This window comes from Lachnoclostridium sp. Marseille-P6806, from assembly GCF_964238185.1.
In the GTDB taxonomy this organism is placed as follows: domain Bacteria; phylum Bacillota; class Clostridia; order Lachnospirales; family Lachnospiraceae; genus Brotaphodocola.
This window is the reverse complement of the sequence record NZ_CAXSLG010000001.1, coordinates 122378-144011: the sequence shown is the minus strand read 5'-3', so window position 1 is coordinate 144011 and position 21634 is coordinate 122378. Positions and strand designations below refer to the sequence as shown.

Below are 21634 nucleotides of genomic sequence, written 5' to 3'. Positions count from 1 at the left end.
AGGCGGCAGGAGTACATAGACCGCTGGCATCGAAAGGAGAAAAATTATGAATCTGAGAGCAGATTTCCACACGCATACAACCTTCTGCGATGGAAAAAACACACCGCGCCAGATGGTAGAGTCCGCTTTTCGGAAAGGACTGACGGACTTCGGTATCTCTGGACACGGAGATTATTCCTTTTGTGAGCCTGGCTTTGGAATGAATGACAGAATTCTGGAGGAATACCAGAGAGAATTGGAGCAGCTTCGTGACGAATACAGGGGGAGAATGAATCTTTATATTGGAATCGAACTGGACTGCCTGGGACCGGTTCAAAAGGCAGAGTATTCCATAGGCTCTGCCCACTGCGTAAAGAAAAACGGAGAATATATTTCCGTAGATGATACGGAGGAGAAGCTGACAGAGGCAGTAGAGCGTCTCTGGAAAGGCGACTGGTACGCCTTTATCCGTGATTACTACGAGCTGGAGGCTACGGTATGGGACAGAACCAGGTGTACCTGGATTGGACATTTTGATCTGCTGACAAAATTTAACGAGGGCGGAAAGTATTTTGATGAAACCAGCGATGCCTATCTGGAGCCGGCTCTGGCAGCTATGAAATATCTGCAGCAGGCAGAGGTCCCCTTTGAAATCAATACCGGGGCTATAGGACGGAAATACAGAACAGTACCCTATCCGTCGTCGGTTCTTCTGCGGGAGCTTTGTCAGATGGGGGGACGGATTATCATTAATTCTGACAGTCACAGCACAGAGCATATCTGCGGCAGCTTTGAACTGGCGCAGAAGCTTGCCTGGGACTGCGGATTCCGCCGGGTAAGTGTATTGAAGCCGGGGGGAGGTTTTCGAGAGATAGCGTTGTAAAAAAATCGGGCATCTGTCAGAAAAACAGATGCTCGATTAATATTTTACAGCCCATAAGAATCAGAACAGTTCCGCCAAAAATCTCAGCTTTTGCCTTATATCGGCATCCGAAAACGGTTCCTACTTTTACACCGATTCCAGACAGGAGAAATGTAGTACATCCGATAAAGGAGATAGCCGGAAGAATTTCTACCTGAAGAAATGCAAAGGTAACGCCAACGGCCAGGGCATCAATGCTGGTGGCAACAGCCAGAACCAGCATATCGCCAATGGCCAGAGAGGCATTGCAGGACTCTTCTTCTCCAGACAGAGCCTCCCGTATCATGCTGATTCCGATGATTCCCAGAAGAATAAAGGCAATCCAGTGGTCATAGGAAGTGATGGCCTGCTGGAAATGAATGCCAAGAAAATAGCCAATCAGCGGCATCAGTCCCTGAAAACCGCCGAAATAAAGGCCTACAATCACAGCATTTTTCAGGCTCATAGTTCGCATGGACAGTCCCTTGCAGATTGAGACAGCAAAGGCGTCCATAGAAAGTCCTACGGCAATGATGAAAAGTTCAATTAGTGACATGTAAATCCCTCCGTTCTGAATTGCTATATATTATGTAACAGAACTGTTACTACATTATTCCAGAACCTTGATTTTTTTGTTATAAATCCGTTTGAACAGAATCGATGTCAGCAGGGTGGAAATAATCTCTGCCATGGGGAAGGCAAACCATACTGCATGAAGTCCCCAGACATGAGAAAAAATGTAGGCCAGGGGCAGAATGCAGAGAAGCTGTCTTGCAACAGAAATAATCAGGCTGTATACACCGTTTCCCAGAGCCTGAAATACGGAACCGGTAATGATGCAGTAGCCGGCAAACAGGAAGCTGAGGCTGATGGTGCGTAGGGCAGGAATCCCTATTTCCAGCAGACTGTCTGACGCATTGAAAAGCATGAGAAGCTGAGGGGTGAATACCTGGAAAATAACCAGTCCCAGAAGCATAATGCCGATAGCAATGGCTATGCTTAACTTGGCTGTATCCATAATTCTTTTTTTGCTGCGGGAGCCGTAATTGTATGCGATAATCGGAATCATGCCATTGTTCAGGCCGAAAATCGGCATGAAGATAAAACTCTGCAGCTTGAAATAAATACCAAGAACGGTTACAGCGGTAGCGGAAAAGCTGATAAGAATCAGATTCATTCCGTAGGTCATGACAGAGGTAATGGACTGCATAATAATAGACGGAAGTCCGACAGAGTAAATAATCCGGATGATCCTCGCATTAGGACGGAAGCCGCGCATGTCAATGCTGACATCATGGTTTTTCTTTAAATTGAAATACAGCGCCAGGAACATGGCAACAATCTGGCCGATAACGGTTGCAGCTGCAGCGCCGCTGATTCCCATAGCCGGACATCCAAACAGACCAAATATCATAATGGGATCCAGAACGATATTGATAATTGCTCCTGCGCCTTGAGAGTACATATTGTAGATGGTTCGTCCGGTAGACTGAAGAATTCGCTCCAGGATGATTTCGCCAAAGATTCCGAAGGAGAACACCGTACAGATTTCCAGATACTGTGTACCGTATTCGATAATAAGCGGATCGGAGGTCTGGCTGGAAAAATAGGTATGAGCTCCGAAAAGTCCAAACAGAAGGAAGGACAAAGCCCCCAGGATTGCCAGGAAAATACCGTTTACTGCAGTAAGACGGGCTTCTTCTGGTTTTCCTTCACCGAGAGAGCGGGACAGAAGGGCGTTGACACCGACACAGGTACCGGTGGAAACGGCTATCATCAGACTCTGAACAGGGAAGGCCATGGATACGGCTGCCAGGGCCGCTTCACTGATCTGCGCCACAAACACGCTGTCAATAATATTGTAGAGCGCCTGCACCAGCATGGAAATAATCATGGGCAGGGACATGGAAATAAGCAGCCGGTTAACGGGCATGGTACCCATTTTATTTTGCTCCGGCTGCCTTGAAATAGTTGTACTTGACATATTTTATCACCTTTCTTTCCTGCACATTCTACTATATTTTTGAGAAATGTGTCAATAGATGGAAGGAAAGAAATTGCTTTGTGAAATAATTCCAAAATCGCCATGTAAAACAGAGGCGGACAAATGTTTTTTTACGAAAAACACTTTTTTTTCAAAAATAGATTGTAAAACAGGAAAATTTCGTGTAAAATCAATCACTGAACCTGATATATGTAAAGGGTGACGAGAAGAATAACGAGAACGAAGGTGGAAACCCGTATGAGGAGGAAGAAAAAGATGCAGCCATACGCAGAGATGAGCAATGAAGAACTGCAGGCACTCAGAAAGCAGCTGTCTGCACAGTATAAGGAATATCAGGGTAAGGATTTGAGACTGGATATGTCCCGGGGCAAGCCCAGTGTAGAGCAGCTGGATCTGTCTATGGGAATGATGGATGTTCTAAGCAGCAATGACGACCTGACCTGTGAGGATGGCACAGACTGCCGTAACTACGGTGTGCTGACAGGTATCAAGGAAGCGAAAGAGCTGATTGGAGATATGATGGAGGTATCCCCTGAGAATATTATTATTTATGGGAACTCCAGCCTGAATGTTATGTTTGATACCGTATCACGTTCTATGACTCACGGCGTGATGGGAAGCACTCCCTGGTGCAAGCTGGACAAGGTAAAGTTCCTCTGTCCCGTACCGGGCTATGACCGCCATTTTGCAATTACAGAGTATTTTGGCATTGAGATGATCAATGTGCCGCTTCTTGGAAATGGTCCGGATATGGATCTGGTAGAAAAGATGGTGGCTGAGGATGAAAGCATTAAGGGAATCTGGTGTGTACCCAAATATTCCAATCCGACCGGAAACAGCTATTCTGATGAGACTGTACGCCGTATGGCACGTCTGAAGCCGGCAGCGCCTGATTTCCGTATTTACTGGGATAATGCTTATGGACTTCATCATCTGTACGATCACGATCAGGATCACCTGATTGAGATTCTGGCTGAGTGTAAGCGTGCAGGAAATCCGGATATGGTTTACAAATTCTCATCTACATCAAAAATCAGCTTCCCGGGTTCCGGAATTGCAGCGATTGCAGCTTCCCGGAATAATCTGGAAGATATTGAAAAGCAGTTAAAGTTCCAGACCATTGGACATGATAAGGTAAATCAGCTGCGTCATGTTCGCTATTTTAAAGATATACACGGTATGGTGGAGCATATGCGCCTCCATGCAGATGTGATGCGTCCTAAATTTGAGGCGGTGATCCGGATTCTGGAACAGGAGCTGGGAGGACTGAATATTGGAACATGGACAGAGCCAAAGGGAGGATATTTTATCTCCTTTGATTCTCTGGACGGCTGTGCCAAGGCCATTGTTGCCCGCTGCAAAAAGGCAGGACTGGTGATGACCAGCGCAGGCGCAACCTATCCATATGGAAAGGATCCTCATGACAGCAATATCAGAATCGCGCCTTCTTATCCGCCGTTAGCAGATTTGGAGCTGGCTATGGAGCTGTTTTCCCTGTGCGTGAAGATTGTCAGCATTGACAAGATTCTGGAGAACCGGAGAAGCGGCGAAGAAGTGAAAGCAGAGGCGTAAGCAGAAGCAAAGCAAAAGTGCAGGTAAAAGCACAGGCAGGAGCAGAGGGATACGCAGACAAAATACAGAAAATAACAGAGAATGCCTTTTTTGGAAGAGGGGATGAAGAATCTATTCTTTCAAAGAGGGCATTTTTACGTTATACTGACAGAAGACAGAGCCTGCCTTAGGAGGGAGGCGCGGAGGGATGAGCCTGACAGAAAAAGGAGATGGATAATGGATATTCGGGATTATGAGTATATTGTGGCGATTGCAGAAAAAGGGGGAATTTCTAAAGCAGCAGATCACCTGTTTATAACTCAGTCTGCTTTAACAAAATTTCTTCAGCGTACAGAACAAAAGCTGGGAATGGAGCTGTTTGTCCGGAAGGGAAAGCAGTTCCTTCTGACAGAAGCCGGACAGCGATATGTGGAGATTGGGCGGGCAATTATGAACATGGATCATCAGCTGGCAGAACAGCTGCAGCGTCAGTCTGTAATGGAAAAATCCAGAATCCGTTTTGGCTTCAGTATGGGGCGAACCAGTGAAATGGTGGAAAATATTTTTCCTGAATTTTATAAGAGATACCCAGAGATTATGATTTATGCAAAGGGAGAGACCAGCAGAAAGCTGATGATGGGTCTGCAAAATAATGAACAAGATCTGGTGCTGGTGACCAATGTGGAGCGGCTTCCAGGATATACATATCTGCCTATGGGAAAAAGCCAGCTGGTAGTGGCTGTGCCAGAGGGCTCTCCACTGCTTGAAAAAGCTTATGAAGATGAGAACTGCAGCTATCCGGTGATTGAACCGGAATACTTAAATGGCATAGACATGGTAACCTTGCCTGTATCTACAAATTCCGGAGTGCTGACAAAGGAACTTTGTGAACGGTATGGGTTAAATCCGAAGATGGTTCTGCAGGTGAGTGATGTTCGAAGTCTGATGGATGCAGTGGAATGCGGTCTGGGGGCAGCGATGTTTATGTCCGTGCCTGTTGGCAAGAAAAAAATCCGCTATCTCTCCTTAAAAAAGGTGGAACTTATGGAGCAGACAGTTATGATGGTGTTCCGCAGTGACAAAAATCTGTCTGCGGCTATGAAGTATCTGATGCTGCTAATTCTTCAGTCTTCTGGACAGACGATGGATAATTCCGCAAAGGAATTATTATTTGACAATAATGAATTTGAGTAATGTATATTCCTGTGTTATACTGAATTTAACAGAAGTGAAACAAAAGAAGGAGGGAATGTGATGGCAGAGCCATATGCAGAGGAAATGATTTCTCAGGCTTTAAGATTGAGATGGATTTCTGTGCAGTGTTACGAGATGGTATTGCCGGGAGGCAAGGTACTGGTAACAGATCCTTTTTATTGGGATGCCAGTCATTTTGATGGAATGACAGAGCTGACCAGAAACCAGAAGCTGGAAAAGGAAATCTATGCCCAACGTGGATTTTCAGCAGAAGATTTTACAGGAGCAGATTATATTTTGCTGAATCATGTTCATGGGGATCACAGTAATCTGGTGGGAGAACTTTGGAATCGTTTTTATGGACGTGTCCTTGTTCCGGCAGAATGTGCTATGGAGGTAGCCAAGGCCTACGATATTCCGTATGGGGCGATTTATCCGCTGTATCCTGGAAACACCTATTATTTTGATGATTTTACGCTGAAGGTTTATCCTGGGGCTCATGATAACCGGGCATTCCGAGAGGGAAAATTCCAGAGGCCCAGTGATCCCAGAAGCCTTTACGATGGTTCAGAGGGATTTGGAATTTCATGCCCCAGTAATTTAGGGCCTTTAGGTTCCATGTATAATTTTAACTACTTGATTGAGACAAAAAATAACTATCGGATCGACTTTAGTGCAGGCAGGGATTTTGAAGAGCATCTGCAGCATGTGCAGAAGGAACGGCCAAATCTGATGCTGCGTCACCGGATCAGGAGCTACACACCGGAACAGTATGCAGATATGATTGAGCAAATGGGGGCTCAGCTGATGCTTCCTCTTCATCATAACAATGCAAGGGCATCAGGGGAGGATCTGAATGAATATATGAGAAAGGTAAATGAGATTCTGATTTCCAGAAACTGTTCCGGCAGGACATTCAATCCGGAACCTTATCGCTGGTATCAGATCTGTACATCGATTCTGGCAGAATAGAATCGTTTTATACAAAAGAAGAACTGTACCTGGAGAAGCAGTTTTGGCAGGGCTTTCTTTTTTTGCGCTTTTTTTGGGGGAAATTTATTATTTTTTGGAGGTGTTTATGAGTCAGCTAACTATATGTCTGATAATTTTTGCAATTACCGTTATTGGGTATTGCAGCGGAAAACTCAGTCTGGCAACCTTTGCTATCAGTTCTTTGACAGCTCTGTCTCTGACCGGCTGTCTGGATGCAAAGACAGCTGTCGGGTATTTTGCCAATGGCAATGTCATTATGATTGCAGGTATGTGTATCGTAGCTGCAGGCTTTAACAGAACAGCATTCTGCATGAAGGTTGCAGATAAAATTTCCAGTATGTCTAAGGGAAATATGGCCAAGATGGTTTTTGGGTATGTGCTGATCGGAATGATTCTCAGCCAGTTTGTGCAGAGCCCGGTGGCAGTATTCGGTATTGTTGCTCCCATGCTGGCTGCTTCTGCAGAAAGTATGGGGCTGAAATCCAGTAAAGTAATGTTTTCTTTGGGCGTAACTACGATTGTTACCTGCTGTACGCTTCCGGTTGGCGCAGGTGCGACGATTGCAGCAGAATTAAACGGATATCTGGAAAGCTATGGATATCTGGATTATACGGTAGGACTTCTGGATCCAATGAAAGCCCGCCTTCCCATGTTGATTATCTGTGTTCTGTACTGCGGTTTTATTGCTACCAGATTTGCTCCGGATGAGCCTGTTATAGGCGGAGATATGAAGGAAGTAAAAAAGGCAGCTGCCAAGGCTCCTTTGAACAATTTCCAGGAATATGCCGGAATTCTGATTTTCTTCGGAGATGCCATTGCTTTGATGTTTGCAAAACAGCTGGGACTGGAGAACTGGCAGGTTACAGTAATCGGCGCCCTGCTGATGGTTTGGTGCGGAGTTTTAAAGCCGAAGGAGGCTACAGCAGCCATTCCGGTAAGTATGCTGCTTTTGATTGTTGGAGCTTTGGGAATTGCAGGAGCATTGTCTTCAACAGGAGCAGGTGAGTTAATCGGAGGAATGATTGCTAACGTAGTTCAGATGGTAGGAGGAAATTCCTATATTATTGGTTTGATTTTCTTCATTGTACCGTTCATGCTGACACAGGTAATGTCAAACCGGGGATGCATGATGATTTTCCATCCGATTGCAATTGCAACCTGTGCATCTATCGGAGCAAATCCGGTAGGACTGATGATTCTGATTCAGGCAGCCTGTCTGTCTGCCTATATGACACCGATGGCAACAGCGGCTGTTCCGTATTTGATGAGCTATGGAGGATATGATCAGAAATCTATGATTAAGCAGTCTCTTCCGTTGGCAATCATCTGCTGTATCGTGTCGGTAGGCTGGATTATGACACTTTATCCATTACAGTAAAAAAACTGGTAAGAAACACGCGATTTGTGTTTCTTGCCAGTTTTTTTGTTGGCAATTCTTTTGTTTTGTTAAGAAGTTGAAAAGAATCTTTATTATAGAAGAAACAGAACTACCCAGAGCAGTCAGGAACATGCTATACTATGCAAAACAGAGTGCGCAGGAGGAAGTATATGGGAAAATATGGGTTTTCGTTGGAGAAAAAAGTAAAGCGGATCGCTGCATGTGCCGGAGCAGTGGTCTTTTTTTCTATGAGTGCGAATCTGTTGATAACCTGGTTTGGACTAGGAGGCTTTGGTGCAATTTTAGAAAGTAACGCAGAAAGTCTGGCTTTCTGGTCAGCCATAGACGCGGAAAGTCTGGCCTTTGAGCATTATGTCAGCACCTCGATGCCAGAGGATCGAAAACGCTTTTTGGAGACCAGGGAAAATACGCAGGCATGTCTGGAGGCTCTTCCATTTGATTATCAAAAGGTTGGGGAGGAGCGGTATGCCTGGATCTGGTCTATCCGAAATATGTATGATACTTATGAAAAAGAACTGGAAATTTTTGAACATACAGAAAGACAGGAGCCGGAATATGTGGAACGTCTGTATCGCATCTACCGGGTTCAGACATATATGAAAGATCGGGCTGGCCAGCTGGAGCAGATGACTGTGAAGGATGGAAATGAAGAGTACGAGAAAAATCGATTCTTATTTTCGATGCTTCCGGCGGTTGGCATTCTCTGGGGAGCAGGAGTCCTCTGGATGGTCTGGCAGTTAAGCAGAACCGTCCGCCGAAAGATTGTAGAGCCGGTGGTGATGTTGGCCGGAGAGGCAGAACGGATTGGAAAGAATGACTTTTCCGGTCCAGAACTTAAGGAAACGGGAGAGGATGAAATTGGACTGCTGATTCGCTCTTTCAATAAAATGAAGGCAGCTACGAAGGGGTATATAGAGGCACTGAAGGAAAATCATGAAAAGGAACGACAGCTGGAAGCGGTTCGACTGCAGATGCTGAAAAGTCAGATCAATCCGCATTTCCTTTTTAATACATTAAATATGATTGCGGGGACAGCTCAAATTGAAGATGCAGCTGCAACAGAGAAAATGATTCACGCATTAAGCCGGTTGTTTCGCTACAATTTGAAATCAGCAGCCTCTGTTATGCCTCTGGAACGGGAGCTGCGGGTGGTTCAGGACTATATGTATTTGCAGCAGATGCGATTTGGAAAACGAATACAGTATTTCACAGACTGTTCGCCGGAAACATTGGAAATTCTGGTGCCGTCTTTTATGCTGCAGCCATTGGTGGAAAACGCGGTGAAACATGGTCTTTCAACCAGAAGCAAAGGAGGAAAAATTCTTGTAAGAAGCTGGAAGGATAAACAAAGACTATGGATTTCTGTAGCGGATACAGGGGAGGGAATGGAATCCGAGAAGCTGGAGGCGATCAAAAGGGCATTAACAGAAGGGGATGAGCAGGGAACAGGGATTGGAGTCGGTAATATTTACCGAAGAATTCACACCATGTACCGGGATGGGGAAATGTTCCTTTACAGCAGGCGTGGGTGTGGAACTGTAGTGCAGCTAGTATTTACACCGGAACACTATAAGGAGGAAAACAGTGAATCAGGAAAATGAAAAAAAAGAGAGCTATAAGGTACTGCTGGCAGATGATGAGCAGATAGAGAGGATGGCTCTTGCCAGAAGGCTTTTGAAGCGTTTTGGAGAGAATTTAGTGATTCTGCAGGCTGTGGACGGAACGGAAGCAATTAAACTCTGTTCGCAGGAACGGTGCCAGATTGTGATTATGGATATTTCCATGCCAGAGATGAATGGTGTGGAGGCTGCAGAGCAGATCCGAAGGCTGGACGAGGGCTGCGAAATTATTTTTCTGACTGCTTATGATGAATTCTCTTATGCCAAGCGGGCCATTGCGATCCACGCATTGGATTATCTTTTGAAGCCCTGTGAGGAGGAGGAGCTGACTGCTGTTATGGAGGAGGCCATGCGGCGAATTCAGAGGAGACGGCAGTTTGAAGAACTGAACAGGAGCTGTGAATGCCTTGGGGAAGAGTCACGGAAAGAGGAGGTTTATGGAGCGGAGTTTAAGGATGAGGCAGATATGGAGGAACCGGATCGTCTGGGACAGGCGGCAGAGAAAATTCGTCGATATATTCAGAAAAACTATATGCGGGATATTTCTATGCAGGATGCGGCACGGATGATGAATTACTCCGATGCCTATTTCTGTAAGCTGTTTAAGCAGTGCTTTGATCAGAATTTTACAGCCTATTTGACTGCCTTTCGAATTCATGAGGCAAGGAGACTTCTTCGGGAGAAAAATGTCAGTGTCCGTGAGGTCAGTATGCTGGTTGGATATTATGATGCAAATTATTTTGCCAAGGTATTTAAGCGGATTACGGGAATGAATCCTTCCGAGTACAGAGACAGCGTGTGAAGGCAGCTTTGAAATTCAGTCCTGGTGTATGCAGGACGCCCTGATTTCCTGCTCTGGCAGACGCAGACAGTATGACAAAATTTTCTTCCTGCATGTCAAATATTTACGGTATCAATCCGGCGGTCCTTTCTTTATACTGAGTTTATCAATAACTTATGGGAAGATAGAAAGGAAGTAGTGACGTGAGGAAGATAATGAAAAAGCTGACACTTCTTGCTCTTAGTGCAGCAGCAGTGGGATTGACTGGCTGTGCTTCTCTGACCGGAGGCAAGCGGATTGTCCGTATTTCTCATGCTCAGGCAGAAACCCACCCGGAACATCTGGGACTTCTGGCTTTTAAAGAGTATGTAGAAGAAAATCTAGGGGATAAATATGAAATTCAGATTTTTCCCAATGAGCTGTTAGGTTCTGCACAGAAAGCCATTGAGCTGACACAGACAGGAGCCATTGATTTTGTAGTGGCAGGCACGGCCAATTTGGAAACCTTTGCGGATGTTTATGAGATTTTCAGTATGCCGTATTTGTTTGATTCCGAAGAGGTGTACAAGGCGGTTATGCAGGATACAGACTACATGGAAAGAATTTATGAATCTACAGATGAGGCTGGTTTCCGTGTGGTAACCTGGTACAATGCAGGGACCAGAAATTTTTACGGTAAGAGTCCGATTAAAACACCAGAGGATCTGAAAGGCAAAAAAATCCGTGTGCAGCAGAGTCCGGCCAGTGTTGCAATGGTGAAGGCATTTGATGCGGCTGCTGCACCAATGGGATTTGGAGAAGTATACACAGCGATTCAGCAGGGAGTCATTGACGGAGCTGAGAATAATGAACTGGCTTTGACCAATAACAAGCATGGAGAGGTAGCGAAATATTATTCCTACAACAAACATCAGATGGTTCCGGATATGCTGGTAGCAAATCTGAAATTCTTAAACAGTCTGAGTGATGAGGATTATCAGATTTTTAAAGAGGCCGCTGCTCTTTCAACAGAGGTAGAACTGGAGGAGTGGGAAAAAAGTGCAGAAGAGGCAAAACGGATTGCGGCAGAAGATATGGGTGTGGAGTTTATCGATGTAGATGTAGATGCATTTAAACAGAAGGTTCTCCCGCTTCATGATACGATGCTTCAGGAAAATGAGAAAATTCGTGATTTTTATGATCATATTCAGGAAGTGAATCAAAAAGTAAAGGGGGGAGAATAAAATGGAAGCAATGCATAAGGCAAAAGCGGGAATTATGAAGGGTCTGGGAATTGTGATTATTGCACTGTTTGTTTTTATGACACTGATTGGAAGTTACCAGATTGTAACCCGCTATTTCTTCAATAAACCGAGTACGGTATCGGAGGAGCTTCTGACCTATTCCTTTACTTGGATGGCGTTGCTGGCATCAGCTTATGTATTTGGAAGGCGGGATCATATGCGAATGGGATTTCTGGCAGATCAGCTGACGGGAGCGCCAAGAAAATATCTGGAAATTGGAATTGACCTTCTTTCTTTCCTTTTGGCAGCAGTTGTCATGGTATACGGCGGTATCGCTATTACCAAATTGACTATGATTCAGAAAACGGCCTCCTTACAGGTACCGATGGCATATATTTATGTGATTGTACCGGTGACAGGAGCTCTGATTATGATTTTTAGCCTCATGAATGCCATAGATGTGGCTCACATGGAATTTAAGGAGAAGGGGGAAGTGAGATTATGACAATCGCAGTTGCCTGCGGGCTGATTATTTTAGTGCTTTTGGTAATAATGCTTCTGGCTGGTGTGCCGATTGCAGTTGCTCTGGCTGTGTCCTCGATTGGAGCAATTCTTCCAGTTCTTGATATGGGAGCATCCGTTCTTACGGGCGCTCAGAGAATTTTTTCTGGTATTTCGGTTTTCAGTCTTCTGGCGATTCCGTTTTTTATTCTGGCTGGAAATCTGATGAACAAGGGCGGAATTGCCATTCGTCTGATTAATTTTGCTAAAATTTTTACAGGAAGTATTCCCGGTGCACTGGCTCATACCAATGCAGTTGCCAATATGCTTTTTGGTGCGATTTCCGGTTCCGGTACAGCGGCAGCTTCTGCTATGGGATCCATTATTGGACCGATTGAGGAAGAAGAAGGGTATGACAGAGCTTTCTCCGCGGCAGCCAATATTGCAACAGCGCCTACGGGACTTTTGATTCCTCCCAGCAATGTAATGATTACGTATTCTCTTGTCAGCGGTGGAACTTCGGTTGCAGCTCTCTTTATGGCAGGATATATTCCCGGTATTCTCTGGGGACTGGCATGTATGATTGTAATCTATGTTTTTGCAAAAAAGAAGGGTTATCGCAGTACGAAAAAGTTTACCTTAAGTGAAAAAATGAAGGTATTTTTGCAAGCAATTCCCTGTCTGTTTATGATTGTTGTGGTTATTGGTGGTATTATTTCCGGTATTTTTACAGCAACAGAGGGAAGTGTTGTAGCAGTTGTGTACAGTATGGTATTGTCTGTTTTCTTTTATAAATCGATTAAGCCGTCTGAGCTTCCGAAAATCTTTTTGGACAGTGCGGAAATGACTGGAATTATTATTTTCCTGATAGGCGTTTCCAGTATTATGAGCTGGGTAATGGCATTTACAGGCATTCCGACTGCGGTGTCTGAGGCTATGCTTGGAATCAGTGACAACAGATATGTCATTTTGTTTATTATTAATATTCTGCTGCTGATTGTGGGAACCTTTATGGATATGACGCCGGCTTGCCTGATTTTTACACCGATTTTCCTTCCAATTTGTCAGACACTGGGCATGAATACCATTCATTTCGGTATTATGATTATCTTTAACCTGTGTATCGGAACCATTACGCCTCCGGTAGGAACGACTCTGTTTGTCGGTGTAAAGGTAGGAAAAACGAAGATTGAAGAAGTGATTCGACCATTACTGGCATATTTTGCAGCAATTTTCATTGTTCTTTTGATGGTATCCTACATTCCGGCATTGTCCATGTGGCTGCCTGGCCTGCTGGGATATGTATAAATGTTAGAAAATCAGATAAGGATAAAGGAAAGAAGGACATCAGACAGTATCATCTGATGTCCTTTTTACAGTTACCAGGTTGCAACTACGGTTTCACCGGCAGAAGCGGTCATACCGGTCTTAAAGTCCAGAGCCGGGAGAGCCGGATTATCCAGTGCGATCAGGATTACATCGGAGCACAGACCTTTGGATTCAACCAGAGCCTTGTCGAAAGTGATCAGTTTATCGCCGGCTTTTACCTTCTGTCCCATGGAAATATGGGAGGTAAAGCCCTCACCGTTTAAGGATACGGTATCAAGACCGATGTGAATCAGCAGATCAAAGCCTTCGGCAATACGGATACCCACAGCATGATTGGTTCCCTCCATGGTAACGGAAATTTCTCCGTCAACGGGGGCGACTACAACACCGTCCGTGGGATGGATGGCAATGCCTTTGCCTAACATACAGGAGGAGAAAACATCATCCTTTACTTCAGTAACAGAAATTACTTCGCCATTGACCATGGCTTTTAATTCTTTGGGTTCACTTTTCTTTTTAAAAAATCCAAACATGGCACTTCTCCTTGTATTTATTTTCAAAAATTACTACAATTATTTTACCACATCAGAATGGGAGTTACAAGGCACATTCCCTTTACTTTTTGCTTTTCCTGCCCTATAATACAATAGACTACATGCAGGGAGAAAAGGTATGATAGAGAAATTATGGAGAAAGCTTGTAAACAGAGAAACAGTTTCCTATCTGTTTTTTGGGGTTCTGACCACGCTTGTAGACTGGCTTAGCTACTGGTATATGCGCCAGGGCGGTATGGATTACCGGCTTGCAACAGCACTGTCCTGGGCGGCGGCGGTTTTGTTTGCTTTTATAACAAATAAGCTGTTTGTCTTTGCCAGCCTGGATCTTCATCCGAAGAAGATATGGAGCGAGTTTGTTCCTTTTGTAATCTGCCGGGCGGCAACTGGAGTCTTTACCATGATAGCGATGATTGTTTTGGTGGATGGTTTGGAAATTCATCAGGATTTTATCTGCAAGATTGTGGTTTCAGCCATTTCACTGGTGCTTAACTATCTGTTCAGTAAGCTGTTCATTTTTAAATCAGAGAAGAATCGGGAAAAGCATAAATAAGGAGAAACCGGTTATGAGGGACAGGAAAATCACCCGAACGACGAAAGAATTGGAAGATTTACTTATGGTAAATGAAAAAAAGCAGAGAAGCTCTATGGAGGAGCTGTTGGCTGAGATGGAGTCGGCAGTAGCAAGGGTGGAGAAGCGGGAAAAGGGAGCCGGAAGGGAAAATGAGGCCGACAAAGTCTGGAAATCAGAGGGAGAACGCCATGTTGCCTGGAAGACAAAAACTGCTGGAGATTCGTATTTAGATGAAGATATACCGGAAGGATATTTTGATGAGGATCTGGAACGGGCGTTATCGGAAGGTTATTCTGATGAGGCAGATGAGATCCTTTTGGAGGGATTTCCGGAAGAAAATGGAAGTGATTTTCTGGACGAATTTGAGGAAGAGGAAAGAAACAGAGCAGGAAGCCTGATAGAAAGGGCGCAGGAAGAGTGTGATTCGGAGCAGAAGAGAGCAGAATTTTTGTCGGAAGAATATGATGGAGACAGCTTAACACAACAGGAGCATGACAGCTGCAGCAAAAAGGACGAGTCTCTGGAGTGGACGATACAGACAGAGGCGCCGGGAGGCAGTTTCTATCAAAACATTCCTCATGAAAAGAATCAGGAGAAGGGACCGGAACTGATTTCTCCAAAGCCGGTGAAAAAAAATGCGCCTGTCCGAAAAGCAGCAGGAGGCCGGACGGCCAGACAGGGGATGATACGTCCGGGAGACGGGCTTTTGGCAGCGTTTTTTGTGCCGGTTATGGTTCTTCTGATTATTTTTATTCAGAGAGGGATTTTTCCCTTTGGAGAAGAGTCTTTTTTGCGGACAGATATGTATCACCAGTATGCCCCGTTTTTCTCTGAGTTTCAGTATAAGCTGACGCATGGAGGAAGCCTGCTTTACAGCTGGGATGTGGGGATGGGAGTGAATTTTTCAGCGCTGTACGCTTATTATCTGGCAAGCCCTTTAAACTGGCTGCTGATTTTATGCCCGAAGAGTCTTGTAATCGAATTTATGACATATTCTATTGTCATAAAGACAGGACTTTCTGGTCTGGCTATGGCCTGGTATTTAAGAAAGCATTGCCATACCCGTGATTTTGGGATTGCCTTTTTCGGAATTTTTTATGCTCTGTCCGGGTATATGGCAGCCTACAGCTGGAATATTATGTGGCTGGACTGCATTATTTTATTCCCTCTGATTGTTTTTGGCCTGGAACGGCTGGTTCGAGAGGGAAAGGGCCTTATGTATTGTATAGCTCTGGGCCTTTCGATTCTGTCCAACTACTATATTTCGATTATGACCTGCATTTTCATGGTTCTGTATTTTGGAGCACTTCTGGTTTTGGACGAGGATATGAACTGGGAGAAGTTCATAGGAAGAACCTTCCGGTTTACGGTGTATTCTCTTTTGGCCGGGGGGCTGGCAGCGGCAGTGCTTCTGCCGGAAATCTATGTGCTGCAGACAACAGCATCTGGAGATGTGAATTTTCCGAAAACCTTCAGTGAGTATTTTCCTATTTTTGATATGCTTGCCCGTCATATTGGAAATGTGGAAACGGAGATTGGACTGGATCATTGGCCGAATCTCTACTGCGGCGTTGCAGTCCTGATGTTTTTTGCATTATATCTGGCCTGCAGGCAGATTCGGGCAAAGGAAAAGGTTGTGACCTGTACGCTACTGCTGTTTTTCCTGGCCAGTTTCTCTATCAATGTTCTGAATTTTATCTGGCATGGCTTTCATTATCCCAACAGTCTGCCCTGCCGCCAGTCTTATATTTATATTTTCCTGGTGCTGTCGGCCTGTTATCGGGCGTATACGCATCTGGAGCAGATTCCCTGGAAACAGATTACCGGGGCGTTTGCAGGAGCTGTAGTTTTTGTACTTCTGGCACAGAAGCTGACAACAGAATCGCATTTTCATTTTATTGTGTTCTATGTGGCGATTCTATTCCTGGCTCTTTATCTGGGAGTGATTTATTTATATAAGAAGGGAATCAAGTATCAGAACCTGGCAGCTCTTCTGGCGCTGACGGTGGTTTCGATTGAGGCAGCAGTCAATATGACTGTGACCAGTGTGACAACTACCAGCAGAACTGCCTATAAAGCAGATAATCATGCCGTAGAACGACTGGTGGATTCTGTGCAGCCTAACAAAACCTTTTTCCGTATGGAGAAGGTAACGAGAAAAACGAAAAATGACGGAGCCTGGATGCATTTTCCTTCAGTCTCTCTGTTTTCTTCAACAGCAAATGCAGACTTGTCGAAGCTGTTTAAGAAGTTGGGATGTGAAAGCTCTACTAATGCTTACAGCATTACCGGAGGAACCCCTCTGGTGGATTCGCTGTTTTCTGTGAAATACGGGCTGTATTCGGAGCAGCCGGATCCATCGGAACTGAGAACTGTGGAAGCAGAGGATGAGGGGGTATGGCTTTGTGAAAACAGCTATACGCTTCCTCTGGGCTTTTGGGTAGGGGCTGATTTTGAAGAGCAGTGGGATGTGGATACAGGAAAACCTGCAGATGTCCAGAATAATCTGACTTCAGCTCTGAATACGGAGCCGGTGCTTGTTACTGTGCTGGATACAGTTTCAGATGGGAAAAAAGTGACTTTTACTCCGGAAATCGGGGGAGAGTATTACGCCTACACTGGAGGAAAGTCGGTAAAAAAGGTGAAGGCCACTACCTGGAAGGGAAGCAAAACCTTTGATAATACGGACAGAGGGTATCTGGTGGAGCTGGGATACTGCGAGGCTGGTGAAGAAGTGGTTCTGGAGGCAGAAGAGGGCAGCGATTTCTGGGCGGATGTATACCGGTTTTCAGAAAGCGGCCTGAAGGCTGTGTATGAGAAGCTGTCTGCTAAGCCATGGGTTCTGAGCAGCTGGACGGATACCTCTTTGGAGGGAACCATTTCCTGCGAGGAAAGCGGTTTGATGATGACAACGATTCCTTATGATGAGGGATGGAGAGTAAAGGTGGACGGTGTGGAGCAGCCGCCGGAAAAGATGCTGGATGCATTTATCGGTGTGAGGCTGACGCCGGGAAGCCATACGATTTCCATGAAATACAATCCCAAAGGACTGACGTCTGGATGGATGATTTCTCTTGGAAGTGTGGCTGTGCTTTTCCTGATTGCAGCAGGAGGAAGATACTGGAGGCGGTATCAGGAAGAGTTTGAATACGAAGAGCGGGCGGAAAAGAAACGGCCGACAAGATAAAAACGGAAAATAAAGGAGACTAGATTATGAAGCTGTGGGGAGGACGTTTTACAAAGGAAGAGAATCAGCTGGTACACAATTTTAATGAATCCCTGTCCTTTGATCAGAAGTTTTACCATCAGGATATTCAGGGAAGCATTGCTCATGTGACCATGCTGGCGAAGCAGGGAATTGTATCAGAAGAGGATCGGGAGGCCATTATTGGAGGTCTGAAGGGAATTCTGGCAGATATTGAGTCCGGAAAGCTGGAATTTACAAAAGAGCATGAGGATATTCATTCTTTTGTAGAGGCCAATTTGATTGAGCGTATTGGAGATGCAGGAAAACGGCTGCACACGGGCCGGAGCCGCAATGACCAGGTAGCTCTTGATATGAAGCTTTACTGCCGTGATGAAATTGATGAACTGGACGGACTGGTTCGGAAGCTTTTAGAGGAGCTTCTGGCAATTATGGAGGCTAATACAGATACCTTTATGCCTGGTTTTACCCATCTGCAGAAGGCACAGCCGGTAACGCTGGCCCATCATGTAGGCGCGTATTTTGAAATGTTTTCCAGGGATCGGGGACGCCTTCATGATATCCGGGAGCGGATGAATTACTGCCCGCTGGGCTCCGGCGCCCTGGCAGGAACCACCTATCCTCTGGATCGGGAATATACGGCAGAGCTTCTTGGATTTTATGGTCCTACTTTAAACAGTATGGATTCTGTTTCCGATCGCGATTATGTGATTGAGCTTTTATCTGCTCTGTCTATGATTGCCATGCATTTAAGCCGTTTCAGCGAGGAAATTATTATCTGGAACAGCAATGAATATCGTTTTGTGGAGCTGGATGATGCCTATAGCACAGGCAGCAGTATTATGCCCCAGAAAAAGAATCCGGATATTGCAGAGCTGGTTCGAGGAAAGGCAGGACGGGTGTATGGAGCTTTGATGTCCATGCTTACTGTAATGAAGGGTATTCCGCTGGCTTATGATAAGGATATGCAGGAGGATAAGGAGCTGACCTTTGATGCCATTGATACGGTGAAGGGGAGTCTGGCTTTGTTTACGGGCATGATCTCCACAATGACCTTTAATAAAGAATTCATGGAAAACAGCGCGAAAAACGGCTTTACCAACGCGACAGATGCTGCCGATTATCTGGTGAATCATGGAGTTCCCTTCCGGGATGCTCATGGAATTGTAGGCCAGCTGGTGCTGTTCTGTATTGAACGGGGAATTGCTCTGGATGATATGACTCTGGAGGAGTTTCAGGCTATCAGTCCTGTGTTTGAGGCGGATATCTACGATGCTATCAGCATGAAGACCTGTGTAGAAAAGCGTGTAACCATCGGCGCTCCCGGGCAGGAAGCTATGAAGAAGGTAATTGAGATTTACAGAAAACGGCTGGAGGAAGAGGCGTAAAACAAAAACAGACATAGAACGGGAAGCGGAGGTTTTATGGAAGTTTAATGGAAGATTAGAGGAAACTCTATGAAAGCTTAGTGGAAGTTCAGTGGAGGTTTAGCGGAAGCTCAGTGGGGGGAGCGGAAGCACCGTGAAAGTTTAGTGGAATCTTCGAGGAAGTTTACTGGATGCAGAATACCGGAGAGAGAATACGTACTCTGTTGAGAAAAGCTTAAAAATAAGAAAAGATAAGAAACAAAAGTCAGATTGCAGGTTCTTTCATGGACCTGGTCTGGCTTTTTTTGTATCATAAGAATGTTCATCCTGTGGTACAAAAATGCTTTGCGGGGATGTGCCAAGGTATATTCTTTTTCTCCATTCGTGAAAGCTTTCAGGCGGAATTTTGTGGATTGAAAGACTGCAGGGTTTATGTTTGCATGAAATCAGAAGGAATATGTGGATTCTGAATCTGTATAGTTATATTAGTTCTGAAATGTGAAGATTCAGACAGAAAAAGGTGTTGAAGGATTGTGCATTTTCAAAGGAAAAAGCCGGATTCTGCACAAACAGGGGAGAAGATTGTGCATTTTCAGAGGAAAAAGCCGAATCCTGCACAAACCGAAGTCAAGATTTTGCATTATGAAGAAGAAAAGTCAGGTTTTGCACAATTCCAGAGAAAGAAATTTTAGACTAAACTCAAAAAGGGGAACAGGCTTCTGAATTTTTATATCTGTCATGGGAGGGAGCAGACCTGTACCAGGGAAAAAAGCAAGAGATCGATGATATGAAAGCATTCCAGATACTACAAACAAAACAGTACCGCTGAGAAGCCTGTATGAAACAGACTATCAGCGGTACTTTCTCTTCTATTTGTTATTGATTTTCAGACTACTGTACCAGGAATACCTCCTGCATAAAGGAGCCGTGCTGGCGGGTCTGGGCATGGGTGTCATAAAAAATGTCAATGTGATTTCCTTTGACACCGCCTCCCCGGTCTTCAGCTGTATAAATCACACCGCCAATCATAACCTTAGAGCCCATAGGAATTACTCGAGGATCTACAGCAATGGTATGACGGGCGTGAGCGGTGGCACCGCTGGAGGTGTGGCGTCCCCAGCCCTCAGAGCATTTGTAGCAGGGACAGTAGGCTGTGGTTCGAAACAGACCCAGAGAACGCATTCCAGAATTCTGCTGAGGCTCTTCTGCTGCCGGGGCAGCTTCCTCCGCCGGAGCAGTCTCACCTTTTACATAGGTTTTTGTATTTTCAAATTCCTGGCCTTCAATCCAGCCCTGAATTACATAGGAGCCGTCGGGAAGACTGTCCCAATCCATGGAAATGCGGAAGCCGTGGTTTCCGTTGCCAATTCCATTTTCCTTTAAGTCCTGACGGAAGGTACCGGCTGTAGGTTTGAAATCACCGACTACTTCTCCGGAGTCTTTATTTGTTACAGTCACATGTACCGGAACTGCAGTATTGGGAGTGGAAGAATCCCAGCCCCAGCCTACAATGGTATTTCCTTCAAAGGCATCGAAAAAGCCGTTGGCCGGCTGGCTGCCATAAGCAGTAAAAGCACCTCCGAAGAGAAGACAGAAGGCAAGTCCAATAGTTGCAAAGATCGTGTTGGTTTTCAACATAATATTCAATCCTTTCCTGCTCAAATTGCAACAGCTCAAAGGGGTATCTTGCCTGTTTACAGCAGACAAGAAGCGCTGAACGGTTGCCTCAAATTGTTACAGTATTCTGCAGCTGGAAGCCGCAAAACAAAAAATCAACAAAAGTTTCATACAATCTAAATATATGTAACAAATTTGTAATATATGAGCGACAAGTCCATATTTTACATATTTTTTTTCATTTGTCAACAAAATGCGTAAAAAAGGAGCGGAAAACCTATATATGGTATCCGCTCATACTATATCTTGTGTATTTTTGGAAAGAGATGGGAATTGTTTCATCAGAAAGCAAGTGCAAAAACCTCCTGAAGCTGCATGCCATGGGCCTCGGCATCCTGGTGGCAGTCATAAAAAATATCGATTTTATTGCCATTTACAGAGGAACCCATATCTTCAACTGTGTAGATAATGCCATCTACCATAAGCTGTGTACCAATAGGAAAGAGATTCAGATCAGCAGAAAGCGTGTGCTCTGCCTGGGGCACTGTGCCGGCATAGGTGAGGCTGTGACCGCCAGAGCATTGTTCACAATTGCAGTAACCAGTTGTGGTAAACATGCCAAGAGACACAAATTCATCGGCTGTGTCCTGAATATCTTCTGGAGTTTCGTTTAAAATAATTTCATCTTCCTCTTTAGAAGTTTCTGAACCGCATATAACAATAGAAGAAGTTTCGGTGGAAGCCCAAGCGGAAACGCTCAGGGACAGGGTGCATACGACAATGGCGGAAAGCCGGAACAGATTCTGAAATGTATTTTTTTTCATTGCTCACTTACCTCTTAA

At 45.0% G+C, this 21634-nt stretch carries 18 protein-coding genes; 13 read left to right on the top strand and 5 right to left on the bottom strand.

Features of this window, described 5'->3' with window-relative positions:
* Positions 1-46: 46 nt before the first annotated feature.
* Positions 47-862, top strand: a complete 816-nt coding sequence (locus ACESON_RS00600) for a histidinol-phosphatase HisJ family protein (RefSeq protein ID WP_373107944.1) — start codon at positions 47-49, stop codon at positions 860-862.
* Between the two features lie 16 nt (positions 863-878).
* Here ACESON_RS00600 and ACESON_RS00595 read toward each other — a convergent pair whose 3' ends face one another.
* A complete protein-coding gene (locus ACESON_RS00595; protein WP_373107943.1) occupies positions 879-1436 on the bottom strand; it encodes a manganese efflux pump MntP family protein in 558 nt (185 codons plus the stop codon).
* A gap of 54 nt (positions 1437-1490) precedes the next feature.
* Positions 1491-2864 (bottom strand): MATE family efflux transporter, encoded by a 1374-nt coding sequence (locus tag ACESON_RS00590; RefSeq protein WP_373107941.1) that lies wholly within the window; start codon positions 2862-2864, stop codon positions 1491-1493.
* A gap of 276 nt (positions 2865-3140) precedes the next feature.
* Here ACESON_RS00590 and ACESON_RS00585 point away from each other — a divergent pair, with 276 nt between their 5' ends.
* The 9 genes from ACESON_RS00585 to ACESON_RS00545 all read left to right on the top strand — a co-directional run bounded on the left by ACESON_RS00585 (position 3141) and on the right by ACESON_RS00545 (position 13454).
* A complete protein-coding gene (locus tag ACESON_RS00585; RefSeq protein ID WP_373107939.1) occupies positions 3141-4457 on the top strand; it encodes an aminotransferase class I/II-fold pyridoxal phosphate-dependent enzyme in 1317 nt (438 codons plus the stop codon).
* A gap of 216 nt (positions 4458-4673) precedes the next feature.
* Positions 4674-5630: a LysR family transcriptional regulator gene (locus tag ACESON_RS00580; RefSeq protein WP_373107936.1), complete on the top strand. Its 957-nt coding sequence runs from the start codon at positions 4674-4676 to the stop codon at positions 5628-5630.
* A 60-nt stretch (positions 5631-5690) separates the two neighbouring features.
* Positions 5691-6602 (top strand): MBL fold metallo-hydrolase, encoded by a 912-nt coding sequence (locus ACESON_RS00575; protein ID WP_373107934.1) that lies wholly within the window; start codon positions 5691-5693, stop codon positions 6600-6602.
* A 106-nt stretch (positions 6603-6708) separates the two neighbouring features.
* Positions 6709-8001 carry an SLC13 family permease gene (locus ACESON_RS00570; protein ID WP_373107932.1) on the top strand — a complete coding sequence of 431 codons (1293 nt, stop codon included), beginning with the start codon at positions 6709-6711 and terminating at the stop codon, positions 7999-8001.
* Between the two features lie 170 nt (positions 8002-8171).
* On the top strand, positions 8172-9623 hold the full coding sequence (locus ACESON_RS00565) for a sensor histidine kinase (protein WP_373107931.1): 1452 nt from the start codon (positions 8172-8174) through the stop codon (positions 9621-9623).
* Positions 9624-9675: 52 nt separating this feature from the next.
* Complete coding sequence (locus tag ACESON_RS00560) at positions 9676-10443, top strand: response regulator (protein ID WP_373108287.1); 768 nt, start codon at positions 9676-9678, stop codon at positions 10441-10443.
* A gap of 194 nt (positions 10444-10637) precedes the next feature.
* Positions 10638-11645, top strand: coding sequence for a TRAP transporter substrate-binding protein DctP (locus ACESON_RS00555; protein WP_177958599.1), 1008 nt, complete (start codon positions 10638-10640; stop codon positions 11643-11645).
* Position 11646: 1 nt separating this feature from the next.
* Positions 11647-12150, top strand: coding sequence for a TRAP transporter small permease (locus tag ACESON_RS00550; RefSeq protein WP_373107929.1), 504 nt, complete (start codon positions 11647-11649; stop codon positions 12148-12150).
* On the top strand, positions 12147-13454 hold the full coding sequence (locus tag ACESON_RS00545; RefSeq protein ID WP_177958595.1) for a TRAP transporter large permease subunit: 1308 nt from the start codon (positions 12147-12149) through the stop codon (positions 13452-13454). The genes ACESON_RS00550 and ACESON_RS00545 overlap by 4 nt, the downstream gene beginning before the upstream one ends.
* A gap of 71 nt (positions 13455-13525) precedes the next feature.
* On the opposite strand, the gene ACESON_RS00540 is transcribed toward ACESON_RS00545, so the two are convergent.
* Positions 13526-14008, bottom strand: a complete 483-nt coding sequence (locus ACESON_RS00540; RefSeq protein ID WP_177958596.1) for a glucose PTS transporter subunit IIA — start codon at positions 14006-14008, stop codon at positions 13526-13528.
* A gap of 139 nt (positions 14009-14147) precedes the next feature.
* Here ACESON_RS00540 and ACESON_RS00535 point away from each other — a divergent pair, with 139 nt between their 5' ends.
* From ACESON_RS00535 to argH, 3 genes are read left to right on the top strand one after another with little or no spacing between them, the layout of a single operon-like run.
* Positions 14148-14582 (top strand): GtrA family protein, encoded by a 435-nt coding sequence (locus tag ACESON_RS00535; RefSeq protein ID WP_373107927.1) that lies wholly within the window; start codon positions 14148-14150, stop codon positions 14580-14582.
* Between the two features lie 13 nt (positions 14583-14595).
* Entirely contained in the window at positions 14596-17790 is a 3195-nt protein-coding gene (locus tag ACESON_RS00530; RefSeq protein WP_373107925.1) for a YfhO family protein, read from the top strand.
* Between the two features lie 26 nt (positions 17791-17816).
* Positions 17817-19196, top strand: a complete 1380-nt coding sequence (gene argH / locus ACESON_RS00525) for an argininosuccinate lyase (protein WP_373107924.1) — start codon at positions 17817-17819, stop codon at positions 19194-19196.
* Positions 19197-20066: 870 nt separating this feature from the next.
* On the opposite strand, the gene ACESON_RS00520 is transcribed toward argH, so the two are convergent.
* Both ACESON_RS00520 and ACESON_RS00515 read right to left on the bottom strand, forming a co-directional pair.
* On the bottom strand, positions 20067-20813 hold the full coding sequence (locus ACESON_RS00520) for a 3D domain-containing protein (RefSeq protein ID WP_373108285.1): 747 nt from the start codon (positions 20811-20813) through the stop codon (positions 20067-20069).
* 320 nt (positions 20814-21133) lie between these two features.
* Positions 21134-21616 carry a 3D domain-containing protein gene (locus ACESON_RS00515; protein ID WP_177960281.1) on the bottom strand — a complete coding sequence of 161 codons (483 nt, stop codon included), beginning with the start codon at positions 21614-21616 and terminating at the stop codon, positions 21134-21136.
* Between the last annotated feature and the right edge of the window lie 18 nt (positions 21617-21634).

What these genes read in the sequence shown, in the direction of transcription:
- ACESON_RS00600 (WP_373107944.1), top strand. Translation starts at nt 47, where the DNA reads ATGAATCTGAGAGCAGATTTCCACACGCATACAACCTTCTGCGATGGA.
- ACESON_RS00595 (WP_373107943.1), bottom strand. Translation starts at nt 1,436, where the DNA reads ATGTCACTAATTGAACTTTTCATCATTGCCGTAGGACTTTCTATGGAC.
- ACESON_RS00590 (WP_373107941.1), bottom strand. Translation starts at nt 2,864, where the DNA reads ATGTCAAGTACAACTATTTCAAGGCAGCCGGAGCAAAATAAAATGGGT.
- ACESON_RS00585 (WP_373107939.1), top strand. Translation starts at nt 3,141, where the DNA reads ATGCAGCCATACGCAGAGATGAGCAATGAAGAACTGCAGGCACTCAGA.
- ACESON_RS00580 (WP_373107936.1), top strand. Translation starts at nt 4,674, where the DNA reads ATGGATATTCGGGATTATGAGTATATTGTGGCGATTGCAGAAAAAGGG.
- ACESON_RS00575 (WP_373107934.1), top strand. Translation starts at nt 5,691, where the DNA reads ATGGCAGAGCCATATGCAGAGGAAATGATTTCTCAGGCTTTAAGATTG.
- ACESON_RS00570 (WP_373107932.1), top strand. Translation starts at nt 6,709, where the DNA reads ATGAGTCAGCTAACTATATGTCTGATAATTTTTGCAATTACCGTTATT.
- ACESON_RS00565 (WP_373107931.1), top strand. Translation starts at nt 8,172, where the DNA reads ATGGGAAAATATGGGTTTTCGTTGGAGAAAAAAGTAAAGCGGATCGCT.
- ACESON_RS00560 (WP_373108287.1), top strand. Translation starts at nt 9,676, where the DNA reads ATGGCTCTTGCCAGAAGGCTTTTGAAGCGTTTTGGAGAGAATTTAGTG.
- ACESON_RS00555 (WP_177958599.1), top strand. Translation starts at nt 10,638, where the DNA reads ATGAAAAAGCTGACACTTCTTGCTCTTAGTGCAGCAGCAGTGGGATTG.
- ACESON_RS00550 (WP_373107929.1), top strand. Translation starts at nt 11,647, where the DNA reads ATGGAAGCAATGCATAAGGCAAAAGCGGGAATTATGAAGGGTCTGGGA.
- ACESON_RS00545 (WP_177958595.1), top strand. Translation starts at nt 12,147, where the DNA reads ATGACAATCGCAGTTGCCTGCGGGCTGATTATTTTAGTGCTTTTGGTA.
- ACESON_RS00540 (WP_177958596.1), bottom strand. Translation starts at nt 14,008, where the DNA reads ATGTTTGGATTTTTTAAAAAGAAAAGTGAACCCAAAGAATTAAAAGCC.
- ACESON_RS00535 (WP_373107927.1), top strand. Translation starts at nt 14,148, where the DNA reads ATGATAGAGAAATTATGGAGAAAGCTTGTAAACAGAGAAACAGTTTCC.
- ACESON_RS00530 (WP_373107925.1), top strand. Translation starts at nt 14,596, where the DNA reads ATGAGGGACAGGAAAATCACCCGAACGACGAAAGAATTGGAAGATTTA.
- argH (WP_373107924.1), top strand. Translation starts at nt 17,817, where the DNA reads ATGAAGCTGTGGGGAGGACGTTTTACAAAGGAAGAGAATCAGCTGGTA.
- ACESON_RS00520 (WP_373108285.1), bottom strand. Translation starts at nt 20,813, where the DNA reads ATGTTGAAAACCAACACGATCTTTGCAACTATTGGACTTGCCTTCTGT.
- ACESON_RS00515 (WP_177960281.1), bottom strand. Translation starts at nt 21,616, where the DNA reads ATGAAAAAAAATACATTTCAGAATCTGTTCCGGCTTTCCGCCATTGTC.